This is a genomic window from Rhizobium sp. NFR12 (genome assembly GCF_900108545.1).
Taxonomy (GTDB): domain Bacteria; phylum Pseudomonadota; class Alphaproteobacteria; order Rhizobiales; family Rhizobiaceae; genus Neorhizobium; species Neorhizobium soli.
Window position 1 is genome coordinate 438,537 of record NZ_FNWM01000002.1, and the last position, 19,968, is coordinate 458,504.

The 19,968-nt window shown below is 62.2% G+C and carries 23 protein-coding genes; 13 read left to right on the forward strand and 10 right to left on the reverse strand.

The window, feature by feature from the left end:
- Positions 1-69 precede the first annotated feature (69 nt).
- The 3 genes from BLW69_RS09350 to BLW69_RS09360 all read left to right on the forward strand — a co-directional run bounded on the left by BLW69_RS09350 (position 70) and on the right by BLW69_RS09360 (position 2,595).
- The gene (locus tag BLW69_RS09350) at positions 70-894 is read left to right on the forward strand and encodes a L,D-transpeptidase (protein ID WP_092661599.1); all 825 of its coding nucleotides are present in this window, start codon (positions 70-72) and stop codon (positions 892-894) included.
- Positions 895-1,179: 285 nt separating this feature from the next.
- Complete coding sequence (locus BLW69_RS09355) at positions 1,180-1,905, forward strand: L,D-transpeptidase (RefSeq protein WP_092661600.1); 726 nt, start codon at positions 1,180-1,182, stop codon at positions 1,903-1,905.
- 267 nt (positions 1,906-2,172) lie between these two features.
- A complete protein-coding gene (locus BLW69_RS09360) occupies positions 2,173-2,595 on the forward strand; it encodes an organic hydroperoxide resistance protein (RefSeq protein WP_062453520.1) in 423 nt (140 codons plus the stop codon).
- 83 nt (positions 2,596-2,678) lie between these two features.
- Here the strand turns inward: BLW69_RS09360 and BLW69_RS09365 are convergent, their stop codons facing one another.
- Complete coding sequence (locus BLW69_RS09365; protein WP_092662447.1) at positions 2,679-3,125, reverse strand: MarR family winged helix-turn-helix transcriptional regulator; 447 nt, start codon at positions 3,123-3,125, stop codon at positions 2,679-2,681.
- A gap of 54 nt (positions 3,126-3,179) precedes the next feature.
- On the opposite strand from BLW69_RS09365, the gene BLW69_RS09370 reads away from it, so the two are divergent.
- The 3 genes from BLW69_RS09370 to BLW69_RS09380 all read left to right on the forward strand — a co-directional run bounded on the left by BLW69_RS09370 (position 3,180) and on the right by BLW69_RS09380 (position 5,674).
- Positions 3,180-3,932, forward strand: a complete 753-nt coding sequence (locus tag BLW69_RS09370; protein ID WP_092661602.1) for a DUF899 domain-containing protein — start codon at positions 3,180-3,182, stop codon at positions 3,930-3,932.
- Positions 3,933-3,977: 45 nt separating this feature from the next.
- Positions 3,978-4,802 (forward strand): VOC family protein, encoded by an 825-nt coding sequence (locus BLW69_RS09375; RefSeq protein ID WP_092662449.1) that lies wholly within the window; start codon positions 3,978-3,980, stop codon positions 4,800-4,802.
- 71 nt (positions 4,803-4,873) lie between these two features.
- Entirely contained in the window at positions 4,874-5,674 is an 801-nt protein-coding gene (locus BLW69_RS09380) for a hypothetical protein (RefSeq protein ID WP_092661604.1), read from the forward strand.
- Between the two features lie 16 nt (positions 5,675-5,690).
- On the opposite strand, the gene BLW69_RS09385 is transcribed toward BLW69_RS09380, so the two are convergent.
- On the reverse strand, positions 5,691-6,080 hold the full coding sequence (locus tag BLW69_RS09385) for a c-type cytochrome (RefSeq protein WP_092661605.1): 390 nt from the start codon (positions 6,078-6,080) through the stop codon (positions 5,691-5,693).
- An 8-nt stretch (positions 6,081-6,088) separates the two neighbouring features.
- On the reverse strand, positions 6,089-7,675 hold the full coding sequence (locus tag BLW69_RS09390; RefSeq protein ID WP_092661607.1) for a helicase HerA-like C-terminal domain-containing protein: 1,587 nt from the start codon (positions 7,673-7,675) through the stop codon (positions 6,089-6,091).
- A gap of 132 nt (positions 7,676-7,807) precedes the next feature.
- Between BLW69_RS09390 and BLW69_RS09395 the strand changes: the two genes are divergently transcribed.
- The 3 genes from BLW69_RS09395 to BLW69_RS09405 all read left to right on the forward strand — a co-directional run bounded on the left by BLW69_RS09395 (position 7,808) and on the right by BLW69_RS09405 (position 9,582).
- Positions 7,808-8,815, forward strand: coding sequence for a YihY/virulence factor BrkB family protein (locus BLW69_RS09395; RefSeq protein WP_092661609.1), 1,008 nt, complete (start codon positions 7,808-7,810; stop codon positions 8,813-8,815).
- A 116-nt stretch (positions 8,816-8,931) separates the two neighbouring features.
- Positions 8,932-9,324, forward strand: coding sequence for a hypothetical protein (locus BLW69_RS09400; RefSeq protein WP_062454796.1), 393 nt, complete (start codon positions 8,932-8,934; stop codon positions 9,322-9,324).
- 78 nt (positions 9,325-9,402) lie between these two features.
- The gene (locus tag BLW69_RS09405; protein ID WP_062453514.1) at positions 9,403-9,582 is read left to right on the forward strand and encodes a hypothetical protein; all 180 of its coding nucleotides are present in this window, start codon (positions 9,403-9,405) and stop codon (positions 9,580-9,582) included.
- Between the two features lie 22 nt (positions 9,583-9,604).
- Here BLW69_RS09405 and BLW69_RS09410 read toward each other — a convergent pair whose 3' ends face one another.
- A complete protein-coding gene (locus BLW69_RS09410; RefSeq protein ID WP_092661611.1) occupies positions 9,605-10,288 on the reverse strand; it encodes a spermidine synthase in 684 nt (227 codons plus the stop codon).
- Between the two features lie 272 nt (positions 10,289-10,560).
- Between BLW69_RS09410 and BLW69_RS09415 the strand changes: the two genes are divergently transcribed.
- Positions 10,561-11,577 (forward strand): magnesium transporter CorA family protein, encoded by a 1,017-nt coding sequence (locus tag BLW69_RS09415; RefSeq protein ID WP_092661613.1) that lies wholly within the window; start codon positions 10,561-10,563, stop codon positions 11,575-11,577.
- A gap of 68 nt (positions 11,578-11,645) precedes the next feature.
- Here the strand turns inward: BLW69_RS09415 and BLW69_RS09420 are convergent, their stop codons facing one another.
- The 3 genes from BLW69_RS09420 to BLW69_RS09430 all read right to left on the reverse strand — a co-directional run bounded on the left by BLW69_RS09420 (position 11,646) and on the right by BLW69_RS09430 (position 15,660).
- Positions 11,646-12,959 carry an alpha/beta hydrolase family protein gene (locus BLW69_RS09420; RefSeq protein WP_092661615.1) on the reverse strand — a complete coding sequence of 438 codons (1,314 nt, stop codon included), beginning with the start codon at positions 12,957-12,959 and terminating at the stop codon, positions 11,646-11,648.
- A 193-nt stretch (positions 12,960-13,152) separates the two neighbouring features.
- Complete coding sequence (locus tag BLW69_RS09425; RefSeq protein WP_092661617.1) at positions 13,153-13,977, reverse strand: aldo/keto reductase; 825 nt, start codon at positions 13,975-13,977, stop codon at positions 13,153-13,155.
- A 168-nt stretch (positions 13,978-14,145) separates the two neighbouring features.
- Positions 14,146-15,660: a phospholipase D-like domain-containing protein gene (locus BLW69_RS09430; RefSeq protein ID WP_092661619.1), complete on the reverse strand. Its 1,515-nt coding sequence runs from the start codon at positions 15,658-15,660 to the stop codon at positions 14,146-14,148.
- A gap of 194 nt (positions 15,661-15,854) precedes the next feature.
- On the opposite strand from BLW69_RS09430, the gene BLW69_RS22740 reads away from it, so the two are divergent.
- On the forward strand, positions 15,855-16,019 hold the full coding sequence (locus BLW69_RS22740) for a hypothetical protein (protein ID WP_162759515.1): 165 nt from the start codon (positions 15,855-15,857) through the stop codon (positions 16,017-16,019).
- 92 nt (positions 16,020-16,111) lie between these two features.
- Here the strand turns inward: BLW69_RS22740 and BLW69_RS09435 are convergent, their stop codons facing one another.
- Complete coding sequence (locus BLW69_RS09435) at positions 16,112-16,840, reverse strand: gamma-glutamylcyclotransferase (RefSeq protein WP_244508791.1); 729 nt, start codon at positions 16,838-16,840, stop codon at positions 16,112-16,114.
- A 211-nt stretch (positions 16,841-17,051) separates the two neighbouring features.
- Between BLW69_RS09435 and BLW69_RS09440 the strand changes: the two genes are divergently transcribed.
- Together BLW69_RS09440 and BLW69_RS09445 are read left to right on the forward strand one after the other, a co-directional pair.
- A complete protein-coding gene (locus tag BLW69_RS09440; RefSeq protein ID WP_062453508.1) occupies positions 17,052-17,234 on the forward strand; it encodes a hypothetical protein in 183 nt (60 codons plus the stop codon).
- A 146-nt stretch (positions 17,235-17,380) separates the two neighbouring features.
- Positions 17,381-18,268 carry a branched-chain amino acid aminotransferase gene (locus BLW69_RS09445; RefSeq protein WP_062579607.1) on the forward strand — a complete coding sequence of 296 codons (888 nt, stop codon included), beginning with the start codon at positions 17,381-17,383 and terminating at the stop codon, positions 18,266-18,268.
- A 55-nt stretch (positions 18,269-18,323) separates the two neighbouring features.
- On the opposite strand, the gene BLW69_RS09450 is transcribed toward BLW69_RS09445, so the two are convergent.
- Positions 18,324-18,953 carry an alpha/beta hydrolase gene (locus tag BLW69_RS09450; RefSeq protein ID WP_348271842.1) on the reverse strand — a complete coding sequence of 210 codons (630 nt, stop codon included), beginning with the start codon at positions 18,951-18,953 and terminating at the stop codon, positions 18,324-18,326.
- 169 nt (positions 18,954-19,122) lie between these two features.
- Positions 19,123-19,854, reverse strand: a complete 732-nt coding sequence (locus BLW69_RS09455; protein WP_092662451.1) for a sulfite exporter TauE/SafE family protein — start codon at positions 19,852-19,854, stop codon at positions 19,123-19,125.
- Positions 19,855-19,968: the final 114 nt, after the last annotated feature.

Here is a 19,968-nt window from a genome sequence, read left to right on the forward strand (position 1 = left end):
GCTCCAGCCTCGCGAAAGCGCTGCCTGACAGATTGCCGCCGACGTCATCAATGCCGAAGCGGGTCTGCCATGCAAAACAAAGCCTTATCGCTCAGCCGGACCTCCGGTCTTGCGGCCGTTCTTGTGGCGACGACGGCGCTCAGCGGTTGCCAGGTGCCGTTCGTCACCGATACGACCCGCATGGACCCGGCCGTGTTTGCCCGCGAAACCACGCCGGTCTTCTATCAGCCGGCCTATAACGAGCCGGTCCAGCCGCAGCCTCTTCCCCAGAAGGAGGCTATTCCGCAAAAGCGTCAGCTTTATCAGACGCAGTTCCACCAGACCTACGGCATGCCGGTCTCCAACCCCGTGCACCGGGTGATGTACGAGGTGATCCGCGACGACGGCCACACGCTGCCGGCCATTCCCTATTCGCGCATCGACAACCGTTTTCTACGCCAGGATGTGTCCTACCAGACCAATGAAGCACCCGGCACGCTGGTGGTCGATACCCGTGCCAACTTCCTCTATCTCGTGCAGCCCGGCGGCAAGGCGATCCGCTACGGCGTCGGTCTCGGCAAGGCGGGCTTTGCCTGGTCCGGCCGCGGCGTCATTCAGCGCAAGGCGAAATGGCCGCGCTGGACGCCATCAGGCGAAATGGTCTCGCGCCAGCCGGAACTGCGCCAGTTCGCAGCAGCATCCGGCGGCGCCGATCCCGGCCTGAACAACCCGCTCGGCGCCCGCGCGCTCTATATCTACAAGGACGGCAAGGACACGCTCTATCGCGTTCACGGCACGCCGGACTGGCAGTCCGTCGGCAGGGCAACCTCATCCGGCTGCGTCCGCATGCTCAACCAGGATGTCATCGACCTGTTCGACCGCGTCCCGAACGGCACTCCGATCGTCGTACTCTGACCGTTGACGCGTGGCAAAACTGCCCACGGCAAGCTTGCATGTCGCGCGTCAATCCCTCATGTCTCGTATCTGCCCTCACACACAGTGAAGTGATTACGCTGTTGCGCAGGGGACACAGGCTGTGTCGCATCCCTGTGATGGTGTGTGTCAACCTCGTGAATGGTCGATGAAGCTGGCCGCGTTATGTGATAGTGGAGCAAAACATCAGGCAGGGAACCAATCGGTTCGATTGCCGTTAAAATTTGCTTTTGCAGTGACGCGTTCCTCTAGGGTGACTTTCCGAACATGATTTCCAACTCTTCTTTCTCCCGACGGGGCTTCCTGTCCATGCTGGGTGTCGGCGCTGCCTCGACGCTCGCGAGCTGCGCTTCCACTGCGCCGGGCCCTTCCGGCAACATCGTCACCTACCGTGACGGCGTCGCCCTCCGCAACGACGGCCTTCCGCCGGTTGGCGGCGATCCCGAAGCCGCAATGATGTACGGCGCCGTCGAAGATGGTGGCTATCTCATCCCCGCAATTCCCTATGAGCGGATCAATCCGCGCTACTATCGCCAGCGCGTTGTCGATCCGACAGGCGAACGCCCGGGCACGATCGTCGTCGACACCCCGTCGCGCTTCCTCTATCTGGTCGAGCCCGGCGGTTCGGCCATGCGCTACGGCGTCGGCATCGGTCGCGATGGCTTTGCCTGGAGCGGCGAGGGCGTCATCCAGTGGCGTCAGAAGTGGCCGAAATGGACCCCGCCGGACGAAATGGTCGCGCGCCAGCCGCAACTGGTCAAGTATTCAATCGCAAACGGCGGCATGCCTCCGGGCCTCACAAACCCGCTCGGCGCCCGCGCGCTCTACATCTTCCAGAACGGGCAGGACACGCTCTACCGCCTGCACGGTTCGCCGGAATGGAACTCGATCGGCAAAGCCGTCTCCTCAGGCTGCGTCCGCCTGATGAACCAGGACATCATCGACCTCTATGAGCGCGTCCCCAACAAGGCCCGCGTCGTCGTCTGGCAGTAAGCATCTTCTTGATCTACGACGAAAAGGCTGCGGGAGACCGCAGCCTTTTTTGCATCCGGTAACCATCCATCCCTCGGCAATGGCGCCATCGGCTGACTTCTCTCCCCGTTCCCCGTTCACTATCTCCCGCCCCGACCCTGACTTCGGGCCATCGTGCCCTATCTCCTGCCTAGCGACCATGTCGCTGGACTGATGCCGGTTCAAGTTTCGTGCCATCGAATGTGCGCGCGATGAGCCGGCAATACCTATCACCAAGGGAGTTACTCCATGCCCATTCTCTACACGACCAAGGGTTCCGCAACCGGTGGCCGCTCCGGCCACGGTGCTTCCGACAACGGCGTGCTCGACGTCACGCTGACGGTTCCGAAGGAACTCGGCGGCGATGGCGCCACCGGCACCAATCCGGAACAGCTGTTTGCGGTCGGCTATTCCGCCTGCTTCCTCGGCGCGCTGAAAGCCGTCGCTGCCAAGGAAAAGGTGAAGATCCCTGACGAGGCCAAGGTCACCGCAACGGTGGGCATCGGCCCGCGCGAAGATGGCGGCGGCTTCGGCATCGAAGTCTCGCTGTCGGTCAACGCCCCCGGCATCGAACGCGCCCAGCTCGAAGACCTGGTCGCCAAGGCCCATATCGTCTGCCCTTACAGCCACGCGATGCGCACCTCGACCGAAGTCCAGGTTACCGTCGAGTAACACGACGCGACTTTGTCCCGCCAAGGGACGGCAAAAAGCGGCTTCGGCCGCTTTTTGTTTGCGCGAAATTCAGCCGATTTGGTTCAGCTCACAGCCTGCAGCGCGCTCCGCAATTCATCGGCATTGCCGCCGGGCAGCGCGGCATCCAGCGCCGCATGCGTCGCTTCCCAGATCGGCAGGGCTTTCGCCAGAACCGCGCGGCCATCCTCCGTCAGCGTCAAAAGCCGTCCGCGTTTGTCCTTCGGGTCAACGGCGCTGCCGATCCAGCCGCGTGCCTGCAGCACCTTGAGGGCCGCAGTCAGCGTCGTGCGGTCCATGGCAAGCAGGTCGCAGACGGATTTCATCGTCGCCGGCTGTGGTCGGTTGAGCGACATCATCAGTGAGAACTGGCCATTGTTCAATCCAACCGGCTTCAGCGCCGTATCGAAGGTCCGCGCTAAGGCCCGCGCTGCCCGTTGCACATGCAGGCAAAGACAGGTGTCGCGGACATGAAGCGTGGTGGAAAACGGAACCGAATCGGGATTTGACAGCATGGAAATATTATGTTGATATCAACCTATTCTGTCAAGAAAGGGGAGGTTCTTATGGATGTCAGCGCATTCCCGACAAATGCCGTCCTGTCGAAAGACGAGTGGCTAAAGGCGCGGCTCGAGCTTCTGGCGCTCGAGAAGGAGGAAACGCGGTTGCGTGACAAGGTCCGCGCCGCCCGCCGCGCCTTGCCCTGGGTGCGGGTGGACAAGGACTACGTCTTCGACACGCCGCAGGGCGGCAAGACCTTGTCCGATCTCTTTGCCGGACGCAGCCAGCTGCTGATCTATCACTTCATGTTCGGACCCGACTGGAGCGAAGGCTGTGTCGGCTGCTCCTTCATGGCCGACCATTTCGACGGAACGCTCGTCCATCTCAACCATCACGACGTCACGCTCGTCGCCGTCTCGCGCGGCACGTTGGGGCAAATCGAGGCGTACAAGGCCCGCATGAACTGGCAGTTTCCCTGGGTCTCGTCCTACGCCACGGATTTCAACCACGACTATCGCGTTTCCTTCACGCAAGAAGAGATGCAGGGCGAGACGATCAACTACAATTTCCGCGACATGCCCGTGAGCGAAGGCTTCGAGGAGCTTCCGGGCCTGTCCGCCTTCTACAGGAATGAGGCCGGCGAGATCTTCCATACCTATTCGACCTATGCCCGCGGCCCGGAAGAGGTGATCGGCACGCTGATGCTGCTCGACCGCGCGCCGCTCGGCCGCAACGAGGACAAGACGATGAGCTTCCTCAAGCGCCACGACGAGTATGCGGAAAAGCCCGAGCAACCGGCGTCATCCTGCTGCCATTGAGCGCATGTCGCCGGGTCCGTTCAACATACACAGGAGGAGATGGGCATGCTGCAGACCGTTTCGAAATCCCGTTCGGACACGCATGGAAAATTCATCTGGTGCGAGCTGATCACGTCAGACACGTCAGCTGCGGGCAAGTTCTACGCCTCTGTCATCGGCTGGAATGTCCGCGAACTCGGCATGGCCGACATGCCGTCCTATTTCCTCTTCGAAATGGGCGAGGGCGACAATTGCCCCGGCATCGGCGGCATGATGCACTTTCCGCCGGAGCTTGAAGGCAAGATGCCGCCGAACTGGACCGGCTATGTCGCCGTCGACGATGTCGATGAAACGGCGAGGGACTTCGTTTCGCTTGGCGGACGCATCCAGCGCGACCCGGAGGATATCCCGGGCGTCGGCCGGTTTGCTGTTGTGGCCGATCCGCATGGGGCGGTTCTCTGCATCATGACGCCGATCCGGCCGGCAAACCCGCGCCGCCAGCTCGGCCCCGCCGATCCCGGCAATCTCGGCTGGTGCGAGCTGATGGCGGGCAACGGCGAGGAGGCTTTCGAATTCTATGGAAGCGTGTTCGGTTGGGCGAAGGACCATGACATGGACATGGGCGAGATGGGCGTCTACCGCATCTTTGCCTATGACGGCCATCCCGGCCAGGCGATCGGTGGCATGATGACGAAACCGGACACGGTGCCTGCGCCGTGCTGGTCCTATTACTTCAACGTCGAGGCGATTGACGCGGCCATCGAGCGCATCACGGCCGGCGGCGGTAGTGTCGTGTTCGGGCCGATGCAAGTGCCCGGCGGAAGCTGGATCGTCCAGGCCACCGATCCTCAGGGCGCCTTCTTCTGCCTCGTCGCTCCGAAGCGCTCTTGATCCCCGAAACCTTGAACCTGTCCTCGTCAGGCCTAATTGCACCTTCACGCATAAGGCCGGAGGACCCACTCATGCATCCATTGCCCCGTCCGCTGAGCCTTGTTTTCTTTAGTATCAGCACGTTCCTGGCCCTGTCCGGCATCGTCATGATCCTGACGGCTTTCAGGGGCGGCTGGCCGGTGCTGGCCCTGTTCGGGGCAGGCGCCTTCGTTTTTGCGCATATGCTCTGGCCGCATTTCTTCCACCGTAGGCGGCAGGATGCGGCAACGCTGATCGCCCGCTTTCCGGGACCAGTCACCCTCTATTCCAGCCGCGTCCGCTATTTTTCGCTGGCCGTCGGCTGCGCAGCCTTCGCCGTCCTGCTTCTGGTTCTGCTGCTGGATATCGACCCGGCCGAACCGCCAATGCCGGCACTGCGGCAGGCCATTCTCTGGCTGGGCGTCGGCTTCCTGTCGCTCTGCGCCTTTGTCATGATGGCCGGCGTCCTCGTCGGCCAGCGGCTGGAACTGGATGGCGAGAGCTTGACCATGGTCACGCTCGGGCGTCGCAAAGTCTGGCGCTGGCAGGATGTCGAGGGCTTCAAGGCCGGCGCGATGACGCCGATTTCGGTGCGCTTTCTGCCCAAGCTGGAGATGAAGATGGTCGTGTTCGACGATGTCACGCTTCCGGAAACCGCCCTGATCCGCATGAGCCGCGATGCGACCGGCCGCAATTCCGGTCTGCATGATGCCTATGGGCTCGATTTCGCCCAGCTCGCCTGGCTCCTGGAAACCTGGCGCGAAACGGCGCTTGCAGGCTCGCAAGCAGCCCCTGTCGCATCCGTCCGCGACGACGAATTCGTGCCCGTCTCGGCTGCTTACCCGAACGGCTGACGACCGTTCCCGGCCGTCACTCTGTTTGCGCGGTCGTCTTCAGGTAAGCGATCACGTCGTCGATCTCGGCCTGGGTCCACAGTCCGAAGAAACGCATGCTGGTTCCCGGCACTTTCTTCTTGGGGCTCGAGAGAAAGGCCGACAGTGCCGCGTCGTCCCAGACAAGACCGGCAGCGGCCGCATCCTTCATCGCCTGCGAATACTTGTAGTCGGGAACTTGCGCTGCGGGTCGCCCGACGACGCCTTTGAGATGCGGGCCGAACCGGTTGGTCTCCCGGTCGGCCACATGACAGGCGACGCATTTCTGGTACACCCGCTTGCCGTTGCCGGCATCCGCCGCCTGCGCCGAAGAGGCGAGCGCGACAAGGGCGAGGGCGCAGAGCCCAGTCCTTGCCGCTTCGTGCATCCGCCCGGTCACCGTTTCAGACTGCCCAGAATGCCGCGCACGATCGCCCGGCCCACCTGGGTGGCGACGGTGCGGGTCACGCTTTTCATCGCCGCTTCGATGATCGTCTCGCGCTGGTAGCCGGAGCGGCCGACGGTCCTGCGGCCCTTGGGTTCGTCTTCGTCCTTGTTGCCGAAGCCGGGCAGGGTCCAGCCGGTGGTTTCGCCGGAGCCTGCGGGCGGCGCGGGATCGAGTTCATCCTCTGCCTTGCGGGCAGCGGCGGCATCGGCGGCCTGCTTTGCCCTGGCGCCCAGCATTTCAAAGGCGCTTTCGCGGTCGAGATCCTCATCATAGATCCCGAGAACCGGGCTGCGATCCATCACCGACTGCCGCTCCGCATCGGTCAGAGGACCGATCCGTCCCGAGGGTGGGCGGACCAGCGTCCGTTCCACCATCGATGGTGCACCCTTGCCCTCAAGCGTCGAGACCAGCGCCTCGCCGGTACCGAGCTGGGTGATCGCGGTGGCGCAATCGAAGGCCGGGTTCGGCCGGAACGTGTCGGCCGCGGTCTTCACTGCCTTCTGCTCGCGCGGCGTATAGGCGCGCAGCGCATGTTGCACCCGGTTGCCGAGCTGGGCGAGAACGCTTTCCGGCACGTCGAGCGGGTTCTGGGTGACGAAATAGACGCCGACGCCCTTGGAGCGGATCAGCCGCACCACCTGCTCCACGCGGTCGAGCAGAACCTTCGGCGCTTCGTCGAACAAAAGATGCGCCTCGTCGAAGAAGAACACCAGCTTCGGCTTGTCCGGATCGCCCACTTCGGGCAGTTCCTCGAACAGTTCCGACAGCAGCCATAGAAGGAATGTCGCGTAGAGCCGCGGGTTCATCATCAGCTTGTCGGCGGCAAGGATCGAGATCTGGCCGTAACCGGAATTCGGGTTTACCCGCATGATGTCGGTAATCTTCAGTGCCGGCTCACCGAAGAAATGCTCGGCACCCTGCTGTTCCAGCACCAGCAGCGCCCGCTGGATCGAGCCGACCGAAGCCTTGGAAATGAGGCCGAATTCCTTGGATAGTTCCGACGCGTTCTCGGCCATGTAGTTGAGAAGCGAGGTCAGGTCCTTGAGATCGAGCAGCGGCAGCCCGGCCTTGTCGGCCAGCTTGAAGGCGATGTTGAGAACGCCTTCCTGCGGTTCGGAGGCATCCATCAGACGAGCCAGCAAAAGCGGCCCCATCTCGGCGATCGTGGTGCGGACCCTATGTCCCTTGGTGCCGTAGAGATCCCAGAAGATCACCGGGAACTGCTCGAACTCGTAATCGGCAAAGCCGATCTGCTCGGCGCGCTTGGCGAGGAAATCCTTGGGCTCGCCCTTGGCGGCGACCCCGGAGAGATCGCCCTTGATGTCGGATGCAAACACGGGAACGCCGGCCCGCGAAAAGCCCTCGGCCAGAACCTGCAGCGTCACGGTCTTGCCGGTGCCGGTCGCTCCGGTCACCAGCCCGTGGCGGTTGCCGAACTTCATGTCGAGGAATTCGGCCTTGTTCAACGTGTCGTCAGGGTTGCGACTGCCGCCGATAAAGAGTTTCGCCTGATCGTCCGCATCAATATTCGCCATGCAACTATGCGCTCCCTAAACGCGTTCAATCTGTGGCTTTTATAGGATGCGCTGAAGAGCCGGGCAACGGCTGAAAATCGGCCAAGTGAAAACTGGCGCGAGAGGCGGCAGAAGAGGGGTGAATACGTGACGATGACGGACACAGCCGGACCGGCGGGAACTCGGACACTCGATGCGCAAGGCGTGCGCGATGCGCAGAGGGGTCGCCATGCGGATGGCCCGATGGGCATTCCAGCCCGCGGCCTCAAAGACGTGTTCTGGCGCGTCTATGCCGGCGTAACCGAAGATCGCATCACGCTGATCGCCGCCGGCGTCACCTATTACCTGCTGCTGGCGCTGTTTCCCGCCGCAAGCGCGCTCGTGTCGATCTACGGTTTCGTCGCCGATCCAGTGACGATTGCCGATCGGATCGCGTTTCTGAGCACGATCATGCCCGCCGAAGGGCTGAACATCTTCCTCGATCAGGTCCGGGCCCTCTCAAGCGAACGCGGCGCAACGCTGTCGATCGGCCTGATCGCGGGTCTGGCGCTGGCGCTCTGGAGCGCCAACAACGGCATGAAGGCGCTGTTCGAGGCCATGAATGTCGCTTACGGCGAGCAGGAAAAGCGCGGCATCGTCAAGCTCAACCTGATGTCGCTGCTCTTCACGCTCGGCGCGATGCTGATTGCCATCGTCATCCTGTTTGCCATGGGCGTGGTGCCGGCATTGCTCAAATATTTCTGGCTCGACCAGTGGTCGGAAATGATCATCCGCATCGCTCGCTGGCCGTTGATGATGGTGTTCGTCACGCTCGGCATCATGGCGCTGTACCGGTTCGGCCCCAGCCGCGAGCCGGCGAAGATCCAGTGGCTGACCTGGGGTGCTGCCTTTTCCACCATTTTCTGGCTTCTCGCCTCGCTCGGCGTGTCCTACTATCTGGCCAACGTCGCCGATTACAATGCCACCTATGGCACGCTCGGCGCGCTGATCGGCTTCATGGTCTGGACATGGGTATCCGTCATCATCGTGGTTGTCGGAGCCGAGATCAACGCCGAGCTTGAGCACCAGACCGCGGTCGATTCCACCACCGGCCATCCGAAGCCGATGGGGGCACGCGGCGCTGAAATGGCCGATACGGTGGGTGCTGCGGCCGAGGATTGATAAGCCGCCGGTTGCGCCAACCCGGGCTGCGTGGCACCAGTTGGAACACGCCTGTTGGCATCCGGCACGAGTCTATGTATGACCTTGACGTGAACGTCAAAACTGAGGAGATATTGATGAACGAGATGGTTACCCGCGTTGCCGACCGCGTCGGTCTTGCACCTGATGCGGCCGAAAAGGCGATCGGCATGATGCTGGGATTCCTGCAGCGCGAGGCGGATGACGCTGCCGTGGCGCGGATGATCGAAGCCATTCCCGGCGCACCGGAACTGGTCGGCAAATTCAACGGCGAAGGTGCCGGTGGCGGCGGTCTGCTCGGCGGCCTGATGTCGAGCTTCGGCGGCGGCGGCATCATGACGCTCGGCCAGCAGCTGATGTCGCAGGGCCTCGGCATGGGCGAGATCACAGCACTCGCCAAGGAAACCATGGCTGTCGCACGCGAACACGCCGGCGACGAAACCGTCGATACGGTCATCGCATCGGTGCCTGGCCTCAGCCAGTTCGTCTGATTTCGAAACGCAATCCGAAAGCCGCTGGCACAACTGCCGGCGGCTTTTCTAAATGATCAGCTATGCTATAGGTCGGCGATGAGCGACAACATCATCAAGTTCCAGCGTCCGAAACCGGTCAAGCCACCGCGCAAGTCGCCGTTCAAAAACATGGCGCCCGGTGTGAAGCGCATGCTGTTCTGGGTCGCCATTATCGCGGGCCTGGTCCTGGCATTCCTCTATTTCCAGTTCGCCGGCAGCCCACCACCGGGCGTCTGAACAAAACAAAGCCGGCCGAACGTCAGCCCTTGGCTGCCAGCCAGATCACGTGTTTTGCCCCGCGCTTGCCATTGGCGCGCGTGTTCACCACGTCAGCCTGAAATCCCACTTCCTTCAGCCGCCGGGTGAAGCCCGCGTCGGGCCCTGACGACCAGACGGCGAGAACGCCGCCGGGCCGCAGCGCCGAACGCGCAGCGTAGAGGCCACTCATGTTGTAGAGCCGGTCGTTCGAGGCCCGCGTCAACCCGTCCGGCCCATTGTCGACATCGAGCAGGATCGCATCGAAGGCAGTGGTGGAGGAGCGGATCAACTCGCTGACATCGCCCTCGAAAATCGTCACGCGCGGATCGTCGAGGCAGCCCTTGAAGACCGGCGCCATCGGCCCGCGCGCCCAGCCGACCACGGCCGGCACCAGCTCGGCCACGGTCACCTGCGCATCCTCGGGCAGAACTGCAAGCGCTGCCCTCAGCGTGAACCCCATGCCGAGCCCGCCGATCAGCATCGACGGCTTGGCCCTCTTGCCGATCTTCTCGTGTGCGAGTGTCGCAAGCGCTTCTTCCGAACCGCTGAGGCGGCTGTTCATCAGCTCGTTGGTGCCGAGCATGATCGAGAATTCCTGGCCGCGCTGCTTCAGACGCAGCTCGCCTTCCTCGCCGGGCAGGGCGCCGGGAATGGTTGCGCGGTCGAGCTGGATCCAGGGCAGCATGGGGGGATACCTCTTGGTCGGAGCGGCTTTGCTACAGAAGCGCAAAGGACGGGTCAATGCTGCGCTCCGGGGAGTTGACTTTCCACCGTATTCGCTCCATTTCACGCGCAAAGCGCTACCCGTTCGGGTGCCGCTCTTTCAAAGGACAAACCGAGATGAACCCCGACAGTCGAAGTTCGACGTCAACAGATAGACCTGCCGCTTCGGGGCTCTGAACCGTTCATATCGGTGATGCGCTCCGGGGACCTCAATGGTCCGGAATAGGAGCCGTCATGCTGCGTATCCATGCCTATGATCACGACCGCCTTGTCGCGGCCGACGCCGTAATTGCCAGTGCAGCCGCCGATGCGACGTCTGTTGCTCCGCAGCCGCCTGTGATCTGGTACGACCTGATCAACCCGACGGCCAAGGAAGAGCGCGATGTCGGCTCCCGCCTCGGGGTTACCATTCCCACCCAGGACGAGATGGAGGATATCGAACTCTCCTCCCGTCTCTACCAGGAAGACGGCGCCGAGTTCATGACCATGACCGTGCTGACACGCCCGGATGCCGGCACGCCGCACAAGGTTCCCGTCACCTTCATCGTCAAGGGCCAGGTTCTCGTCACCGTGCGCTATTCCGAGCCGCGTCCCTTCGATGCGTTCATGGCGCGTGCCCGCAAGGGCAACGGGCTCGGCCTCCATTCGGCAACCGGCGAACTGATCCTGACCGGTCTGGTCGAGGCGATCATCGACCGCATGGCAGACACGCTGGAGCGTCTCGGCAACGATATCGACCAGATCTCGCGCGACATCTTCGAGGCGAAGGCCTCCAAGGCCAACAAGAAGACGCGCGACCTGCAGGAACTGATCCGGGCGATCGGCCAGAAGGGCGAGTTCATCACCGTCGTGCGCGAAAGCCTCGTCAGCGTCTCGCGCGTCGTCGCCTATTATGCAGCCCTCGATGGTGTCGATCGCAAGCTGCCCAAGGAAATGCGCCAGCGCCTGAAACTGCTGCAGCGCGATGCCACCTCGCTTGGCGATCACTCGGCCTTCATGTCCGGCAAGATCAACTTCCTGCTCGACGCGACGCTGGGGCTGATCAATCTGGAGCAGAACCAGATCATCAAGATCTTCTCGGTTGCGTCCGTCGTGTTTCTGCCGCCGACGCTCGTCGCATCGGTCTACGGCATGAACTTCGCCAACCAGCCGGAACTGCAGTGGCATTACGGCTATCAGCTGGCGCTCTGCCTGATGATCGTCTCGATGGCGCTGCCGTATCTCTACTTCCGCCGCAAGGGCTGGCTGTAATCGCAAACGAAGACGGGCGAAGCATGCGCTCCGCCCGTCCTTGACTGATCTAGGCGGCAAGACGCGCTCTAGCGTTCCTGGATCTGCGGCATGAAATCCGGCAGAAGCTTGCAGGGCTCCTTGTAGATCTCGGCTTTCTCCGCACACAAGGCTGCCACAGTCGGCGGCGTCGGTTTCTCGCCCTTGTCGATCCAGCTCAGCATGGCGGAAAACAGCGCTGCATATTGCGGCGTCGAGAGCTTGGAATGCTCCGCCTCGTCCGAAAAGTTCTGCACCAGCAGCTCGCCATTGCCGGCCTTGTCCACCGTTTGGCGATAGATCGCCTCGTGATCGACAAACACGGTCGGATCGTTCTTGGCGTGCAGGGTGATGGTCGGCGCGACGATCTGGCCGGTGAGATCGGCATCATAGGCCATCAGCCGAGCCGCTCGCGGGTCCGCCTTGAACCGCTCGACACCCTTGTTCAGCGCCGCGTCGTCATCCGATCCCTTGTACTGAACGTTGGAATTGTCGAACGGATTCTTTCCGTCCATGCGCCGCCAGACGATGTCGGAAAACAATCCGGTCGCCCAGCTCAAATGCGCCACCAGCGTCTTTTCCGGCACCTTGGTGACGGCGAGGATATTGGCGAGGTTCTTCGCTTGCTCTGGCGACCGCTTGTCCTTCGCAAGCGAGATGCCGGTGCATTCGTCGACCCGCTGCTGCAGCTCGTCGCGCGACATCTTCGCGCCCTTGGGCAGGCCCTGCCAGACCGGATACTGCACTTCGTCGGCGCGCGGATGGTTCTTGCAGTAATATTGGTAGACGGCCCGCAGATCGGCGCGGAAGTCATAGCCATGGCCGCCACCGGCCAGCAAGCCGCTGGTCAGCACCACGCCGTCGTAATTTTTGCGGCCGCGCCAGTCGAGCGCGTAGAGTTCGGCCGTCTTCGCCGCCACATTGCCGCCCCAGGACTGGCCGTGCAGCAGGACATGCTTCGGCTCACCGAGAAGCGCGATCGCGATCTGTCGCAGAGCGTCGGTATCGGCCGCCGCCATCCGCACGCCATAGCCTTCGCGGCGATAGTTGGAACCGGCCCAGGCATAGCCCTCCTGAACGGTGACCGCGAAACGCTCGAGATCCTCGACCGGATCGTCCGGCGTAGGCTTTGCGGTGCGTGGCCCTCCATGGGCATGAACGACGAGCGTGCCGTTCCAGTCCTTCGGTTTGGCGATCCAGTAATAGGCGCCGTGCAGATCCTGACCCGCAAAGCACTCGGTCCCTACAGGCATTGAACTCGGGCAGTCCTTGGGCGCCGGGTCCGCAGGCTTTTGCTGCGCGCTGGCGGTCAGGGCGGTAACAACCACAGCCGCCGCGGACATCAATATCGTTCTAAAATGCATGAAAACTCCTCCTCTTCCAGCCCGTGACAAGACCTATGGTTCTGGCTGGGAGAGGCAAGAGAAGACGTGGCCTCGGCTGCCGCGTGGGGGAGGCTCGCCGGGCAATTGGGCGGGATCCCACACAAACCACGGCGGGAGTGTGTGGGAAGCGACCCAAACGGACCATTGTCCGAGACCGAAGCCTCGGACCGGATCAGTCCCACTCTGGCGCGAGATGCACCGGCGATACGATGCGTCCGTCTGTCCGCGACAGCGCAAACACCGCTTCCATTTCCTGCGGCGACAGCGAGAAGTCGAAGATGTCGTAATTCTCCGGCAGCCGGCTTTCGGTCGCGGTCTTCGACAGCGCGATCACGTCCTCCTGCTGCACGGCCCAGCGCAGCACGACCTGAGCGGCGGTCTTTTTGTACTTCGCGCCGATCTCCTTCAACACCTCGTCCTTCGGCACCGCGCCATCGGCCATCAGGTAATAGGCGGTCACCGACATGCCGGTCTTGCGCGCTTCCATCAGCACCTTGGTCTGGTCGAGATAGGGGTGATATTCCACCTGGTTGTTGACGATAGGCGCATCGGACAGCTTGATCGCTTCAGCCATCAGCGCGGTCGAAAAGTTGGAAACGCCGATATTCTTGACCTTGCCTGCGGTTCTCAGCTCGTTCAGCGCGCCGATCCGGTCGGCCAGCGGCATTTCGCTCTGCGGCCAGTGTAGCAGCAGAAGGTCGACGTGATCCGTCTTCAGCTTGGCAAGGCTTTCGTCCACCGAGGCGATAAAGGCATCGTGACCGACGCGGTCGACCCAGACCTTTGTGGTCAGAAAGATATCGTCGCGCGGAATGCCCGACTGGCGAAGAACGTCGCCGACGGCCTGCTCGTTCTTGTAGATCTGCGCAGTGTCCACATGGCGGAAGCCGAGTTTGAGGGCTTGCGGCAGAATGCGATGAACATCCGCATCGGGCATGCGGAACGTGCCGAAACCGAGAGCTGGGATATGGGCGCCGTTGGCGTTGACGGTTTGCATCATGTGCTCCTTGGAAAAGGGGGCCCGACGGGGAGCCGGGCAAAGAAGAGGCACACTCTAGATGGGCCGTGAAATCCGGCGATCAAGCAGAGACCGGCCCATGATCACTCCACCGGATGCGACAAATCGGCTTGAAAGAAGGCCCTGGAGGCCGCGCAATCCGCCTCGTCAGGCCTGTTTGCGCGCCCGTTTCGCCCGTCTCGCGACTCGACCGAACCGCTGTTTCAGAAAGTTTGATGTCCGGTAGCGCACGCCGCTTGGCCGCTCGGGATCGGCAATATCGGATTCCGCCAGCAATTCCTCGTCGGCACTCAGCTCCCGCATCCTGACCGGCAGCAGACCTCGGCCGCTCTGTCGGTTCAACGCCTCGATGGCCGCGATAATCGACCCGTCATGCGCTGCAACCGCGTCACGCACTTCCTGCGGTTCGCGCCCAAGATGTTCGGCGATGAGATCGTCGCGGGTGCTGACGATCTTTTCGCTCAGCGTGTCCTCACCCGGCTGCGCCTCGAGGATGAGGTCGCATTCCGTATCGTAGCCCATCGAGCGGTTGTTAAGATTGGCCGAGCCGATTTTCACGATCCGGTCGTCGGCAAACATCATCTTGGCATGCACATAGATCGACGTGCGGGCTTCGTTGACAGGGTAGTAGATCCGGAAGCGATCATGAACATCGGCGTCCTTCACCATCTTCATCAGCCGAATGCGGGCGCTGTCCATCGCCTTGGCTTCCAGCCAGCCTTCGCAGCCCTCCGGATTGATCAGCACGATTTCCGGTCCGTCGGGCTCCTTCAGCCGTTCCGCCATGGCCTCTGCAATACGGCGCGAGGCGAAATACTGGCTCTCGACATAAAGCGTCTTTTTCACCGAACCGATGATCGCAAGCTTGGCCGTCTCGATCTCGACGATCTGGCTGCGCCCCCCGTATTCAGGCGCGGTGCGGGCGATGCCGATCGAGATGTCGCGAAACCCGACCTCCAGCTCGTCCGGCCAGGGATCGTTCTCCGTGGCGGTATTCTCGTCGGGCGGATCGAGCGTCTCGTCGGTTGCCAGTTTCCAGCGCCGCCGTGCGACCTCGCCGAGCGCCCGTGCGGCCTCGCCGGAAAGGCAGGTGGTGGCATCGTGCCAGGGACCTTGCGCAAACCCCATCGGCGACTTGCGCAACGGCTCGTCTTCCGAATGGTCGCGACTGTCCCAGCGCCCTACGGTCATGTCGATCCCGCCGCAGAACGCCACTTCGTCGTCGATGACGAGAAGCTTCATGTGATGCGCCGACAGCGCCGGATGCGCGCCGTCGAGCTTCAGATGGATGCGCTTGTCGAACATCCATTTGAGAATATAAAACGGCGTTTCACCGCGAGTGATCGAATTGATCAGCCCGATATCCCATTTGAGAATGCGAATATCGAGCCCGTTGTTTCGCTCGGCGAGCGCGTTCAGAAACTTGCCAAGCTCGTCGGGCCATTCCTCCTTCGCGCTCTTGTCAGCCTTGCCATCCTTCTTGCCCGGCTCCAGCTGGATGCGTGTGTCGAAATCCCAGCCGATCAGGTAGATCGACTTTTTCGCCTTCGTCATCGTGCGCTTGGCGAAGCGAAAGAAATCGGCTGCATCGATGATGATGGAAAGTCTGTCCGCCTTGGCAATCCGCCAGCACGTGTCGCCTTCGTTGAGGATGCTTTGCATCGATCCAGTCGCCCCAGTCTTCGTCTTTTCGGTTATCGAGGATATAGGGCAGCACCGCGCTGCTTCTACGGGAAATATACAAGGATCGGTCGAGCAATGCGCAGCCGCGTCATCCTGCATTTCTGCGATCGCGATGACTGCTGACCGCGATCGCAATCAGGATCAGCGGCCACAGGCACGACAGCAAAAGTCCCATGATCCTGTCGAAGCTCCAGGGAAGCCGTCGTATCACACCCTCGGCCAACGTCATCCCGAAGAACGCGGTCGCTACGGTCAGGTACACTATGGTGGCTACAGTCGTCATGGGTCTCGCTGGCACGGTGCCGGTCATCACGATGGGGGTCGCACGCGCCCCATGAGCGTTCAAACACGGATCGAGCCCGCCGTCCTCAACTTTTATGAGAGAGTGCCAGATTTCGCACTGCCGGCCCCGACGGGCGGCATCACGCTTTTAAGCGTGAATCGCTTCGATTTCGCGTGCTACCATCTCCTGCAGCCGCCAGAGATTGCGGTCGCGGATGCCGAATTCGGCCAGATGCACGACCGTATTATAGAGATATTCGGCGCAGGAACCGCGATGGCCGCAGGCACGCGCCAGAACCGGCGCTACATCCTGCAGCGGCGGAAGCGGCCGGATGATCCGCGGGCTTTTGCCTCCAGCCCAGAAAGTCAGTGCCCGGATCGTCTCGCCGCCTTGCGTCCGCACGGGGAGAAAACGGAAGGTCGAGAGACTGTCCTTGTGGCTCACCTCGCGGCGCAGCGCCTTGTCGATCTGCTCGCGCTTTTCCGTATCGGCCACCCGGTAAATCACGCCGTCGCAACGACCGCCGCGCGACAGCATCATCATCAGCCCCGGCTGGTCGGGCGAACCGCGGCCCCGTTCGATATGGAGCGAAAACGACCGATGCCAGCCATAGGCCGTCGCCCGCTGGCAGGCGATCGAATCGAAGCCCGGCTTCCAGATCAGCGAGCCATAGGCAAAGATCCACAAAGGCTCATCGCCGATATCCTCCACCAGCCGCTCGGTAATCTCGGCGTAGTCGGCATCCGTCAGCGGCTCCCAGGTCGGCGGTGCGCCGGGATCCATCTCGTCGCGAAAACACAGGTCGACCAGGTCCTGCGTCAGCGACATGGACGATGACTTGAGAGCCGTTGAGGTGAGGGCGCCTGAGCTGGACATGGCCTCTGCGTTGTAAAAAAATGAGTGCGTAAACGGGAGGTGAGGCGCAAGACTGCAAGCCTGAACGGCTGCTGTCAACGTTTTTGGGCCGCGTTTGTGAAGGATTTGCTGCGTTGCCGCAGAGTGGCCCCACTGTTCTGGTCGAAGGGATCACGCAACGTTTCAGACGGAAATGTTCGCGTTATTCTGCGTGAGAGGGAGTTTTCGATACATGCGCTGGTTGTTTCTCATTGTCCTTGGCCTGCTGGTGGCCGTCATTTTGTCAATCACCCTGATGCAGAACGACAGTCGTCAGCTGGGTAGCGATAACCTGTTGCAGGGAGCGCCGGGCAGTCCGCGCCAGCCATCGGACTCGCCGCTTCTTCCGGCACCCGCACCGCAGCGAGCGCCCTGACCATCGGACGGCGGCAATTCGGCGTGCCATCAATATTTGTGATGAATCATCTCGGATTGTCGCTTGACCTTGAGGGCTTCGGGGATTTCATTCACGCCAAATTTTAGCGACCCCCGCCAAGCTTTGAAGACCCGAAGGAGAATATCATGGCCGTCGACACATCCCCTCGCTCCACCACCTGGACTTACGTGGATGGTGAGTGGGTGGAAGGCAATCCGAAGCTGATCGGACCCACCTCGCACGCCATGTGGCTGGGCACGACCGTGTTCGACGGCGCCCGCTGGTTCGACGGCATCTCGCCGGATCTCAACATGCACTGCCAGCGCGTCAACCGCTCGGCCATCAATATGGGCATGAAGCCGGTCATGGCCGCAGAAGAGATCGAGCGGCTGGCGCTGGAAGGCGTCAAGAAGTTCGACGGCAAGACGGCGATCTACATCAAGCCGATGTACTGGGCCGAACACGGTCTTCCCACCAGCGTGGTTGCCGCCGATCCGGAATCGACCCGCTTTGCGCTCTGCCTGTTCGAAGCTCCGATGCACACGGCAAAGGCTTCGTCGCTCACCGTGTCGCCCTTCCGCCGCCCGAGCGCCGAAGTCGCCATGACGGCCGCCAAGACCGGTAGCCTTTATCCCAACAGCGGCCGCATGATCGTCGAGGCGCAAAGCCGCGGCTTCGACAATGCGCTCGCGCTCGACATGAACGGCAATGTCGCCGAAACCGCATCCTCGAACATCTTCATGGTCAAGGACGGCGTGGTCATGACGCCGATCGCCAACGGCACGTTTCTGGCCGGCATCACCCGGTCGCGCGTGCTGACCCTGTTGCGCGGTGCCGGCTTCGACGTGCGCGAAGTCACTCTGACTGCTGCCGATTTCGCCAATGCCGACGAGATCTTCACGTCCGGCAACTATTCCAAGATCGCCCCGGTGAACCGTTTCGAGGACCGCTCCCTGCAGGAAGGTCCTGTCGCCCGCAAGGCGCTCGAACTTTATATGGACTGGGCACGCTCGACCAAGGGCGAAGACGTCTGATTGACGAGGGACGGCACCCGATCCAGGCGCCGTCCCTCAACCATTCTTTGCAGCGTTAAAGCGCTTCGTATCCGAACACTTTCGCCAGAAATTCCACGGCGCGGCCGGCACCGGCGCCGGAAATCGTGTGTCCGAGCCCGGGCTCGATCGATGTCTCCACGTCGAAACCATGCTTCGCCAACGTGTCGGCCGCCTGTTCGCTTTCCCATGACGGGATGACGTCGTCGGCGGTGCCATGCACCAGAAACACTGGCATCTTCGTGGAGGGCGACAGCGGCTCGGGCGAAGACAGCCGGCCGGAAAAACCGACCACCGCACCCACGCCAAACCGTCCGTTTGCGATCGCGTCGAGCGCCATGATCGTTCCTTGCGAGAACCCCACCAGCGCGACCCGATCAAGCCTGCCGGCAAAGCCGTTGTCCGCGATGATACCGTTGATCAAGGCATCGAACCCCGGCCGTGCCGCCGCAATCCGCGCGCCGCGATTTTCCGGCGTGACGCCCGCAACACTGAACCACTGGTACCCGGCACCAAAGCTTGAAGGCTCCGGCGCATCGGGCGAAACGAAGACGGCATCGCCAAGCGTCCCCGCCCATTCCTCCCCAAGCGGCGCCAGATTGTCGCCACTGGAGCCGACACCGTGCAAGAGGATGACGAGAAGGTTCGGGCTGTTCGTTTCGGCCATGGAAGACATACCTTTGCAGATGAGGATCAGACGTCGGAGAACACTCCGCTACGGCCCCCGGAGGAAACCGCGATACCCGTTATCTAGCGCGCCAGCCGCCAAAGGGACAGGTGCAGGGCAGCGGATGTGGGATGTTGCGATGGGCTGGAAGGTTAGAGGAGCATCGCCCTCAGATGATCCGCACCGCAGCCGTACCGATGATGATCAGGGAGACGGCGACCATCAGCGGTTTGGTCGGCAGTCGCTTGACGATCAGCGCTCCGAACGGGGCCGCCAGCACGCCACCGAGGATGAGGCCGAGCGCCGACGACAGTTCGGACCAGCCGAGCGTGGCGATGAAGGTCGCCGAGATCACCGTCGTTACCGCAAATTCGGTGAGGTTCGTGGAGCCGATCACCTTCTTTGGTTCATGGCCGCGGCCGAGAAGCGAGCTGGTGACGATCGGCCCCCATCCGCCGCCGCCCATGGCATCGAGCACGCCGCCCGCACCGCCCACATAGGGCACGATCCGGTCATGCATGTCGCGCCTGAAGGCCGGGCGGAAGGCCTTGTAGAGAATGTAACATCCGACCAGCATCAGATAGACCGAGACGAACGGCTCGATCGCCTTGCCATCGATACTGGACAGAAGATAGGCGCCGATCGCGCCGCCAGCCATGCCGGCCGGCGCCAGCCGTTTGACCAGCCGCCAGTCGACGTTGCGATGGTAGAGATGCGAGGCGCCGGATGCAGCCGTCGTGAAACACTCGGTCACATGCGTCATGGCGCTGGCGACTGCCGGCGGCACGCCGAAAGCAAGCAGACTAGTGGTGGTGAGAACGCCGAAAGCCATGCCGAGCGCGCCATCGATGATCTGCGCGAAAAAGCCGATTGCCACGAAGATCACGAAATCGGACGTCAGAAAGTCGAAGGTCAAGAAATCAAACACGGCAGCCCTCCCGGCAGTGTTTCATGCCCGGAAAAGTCTGCCGTGGTGGAAAAGTTCCCAAACGCTGCCGCCCGCGCGGTCGCGGAT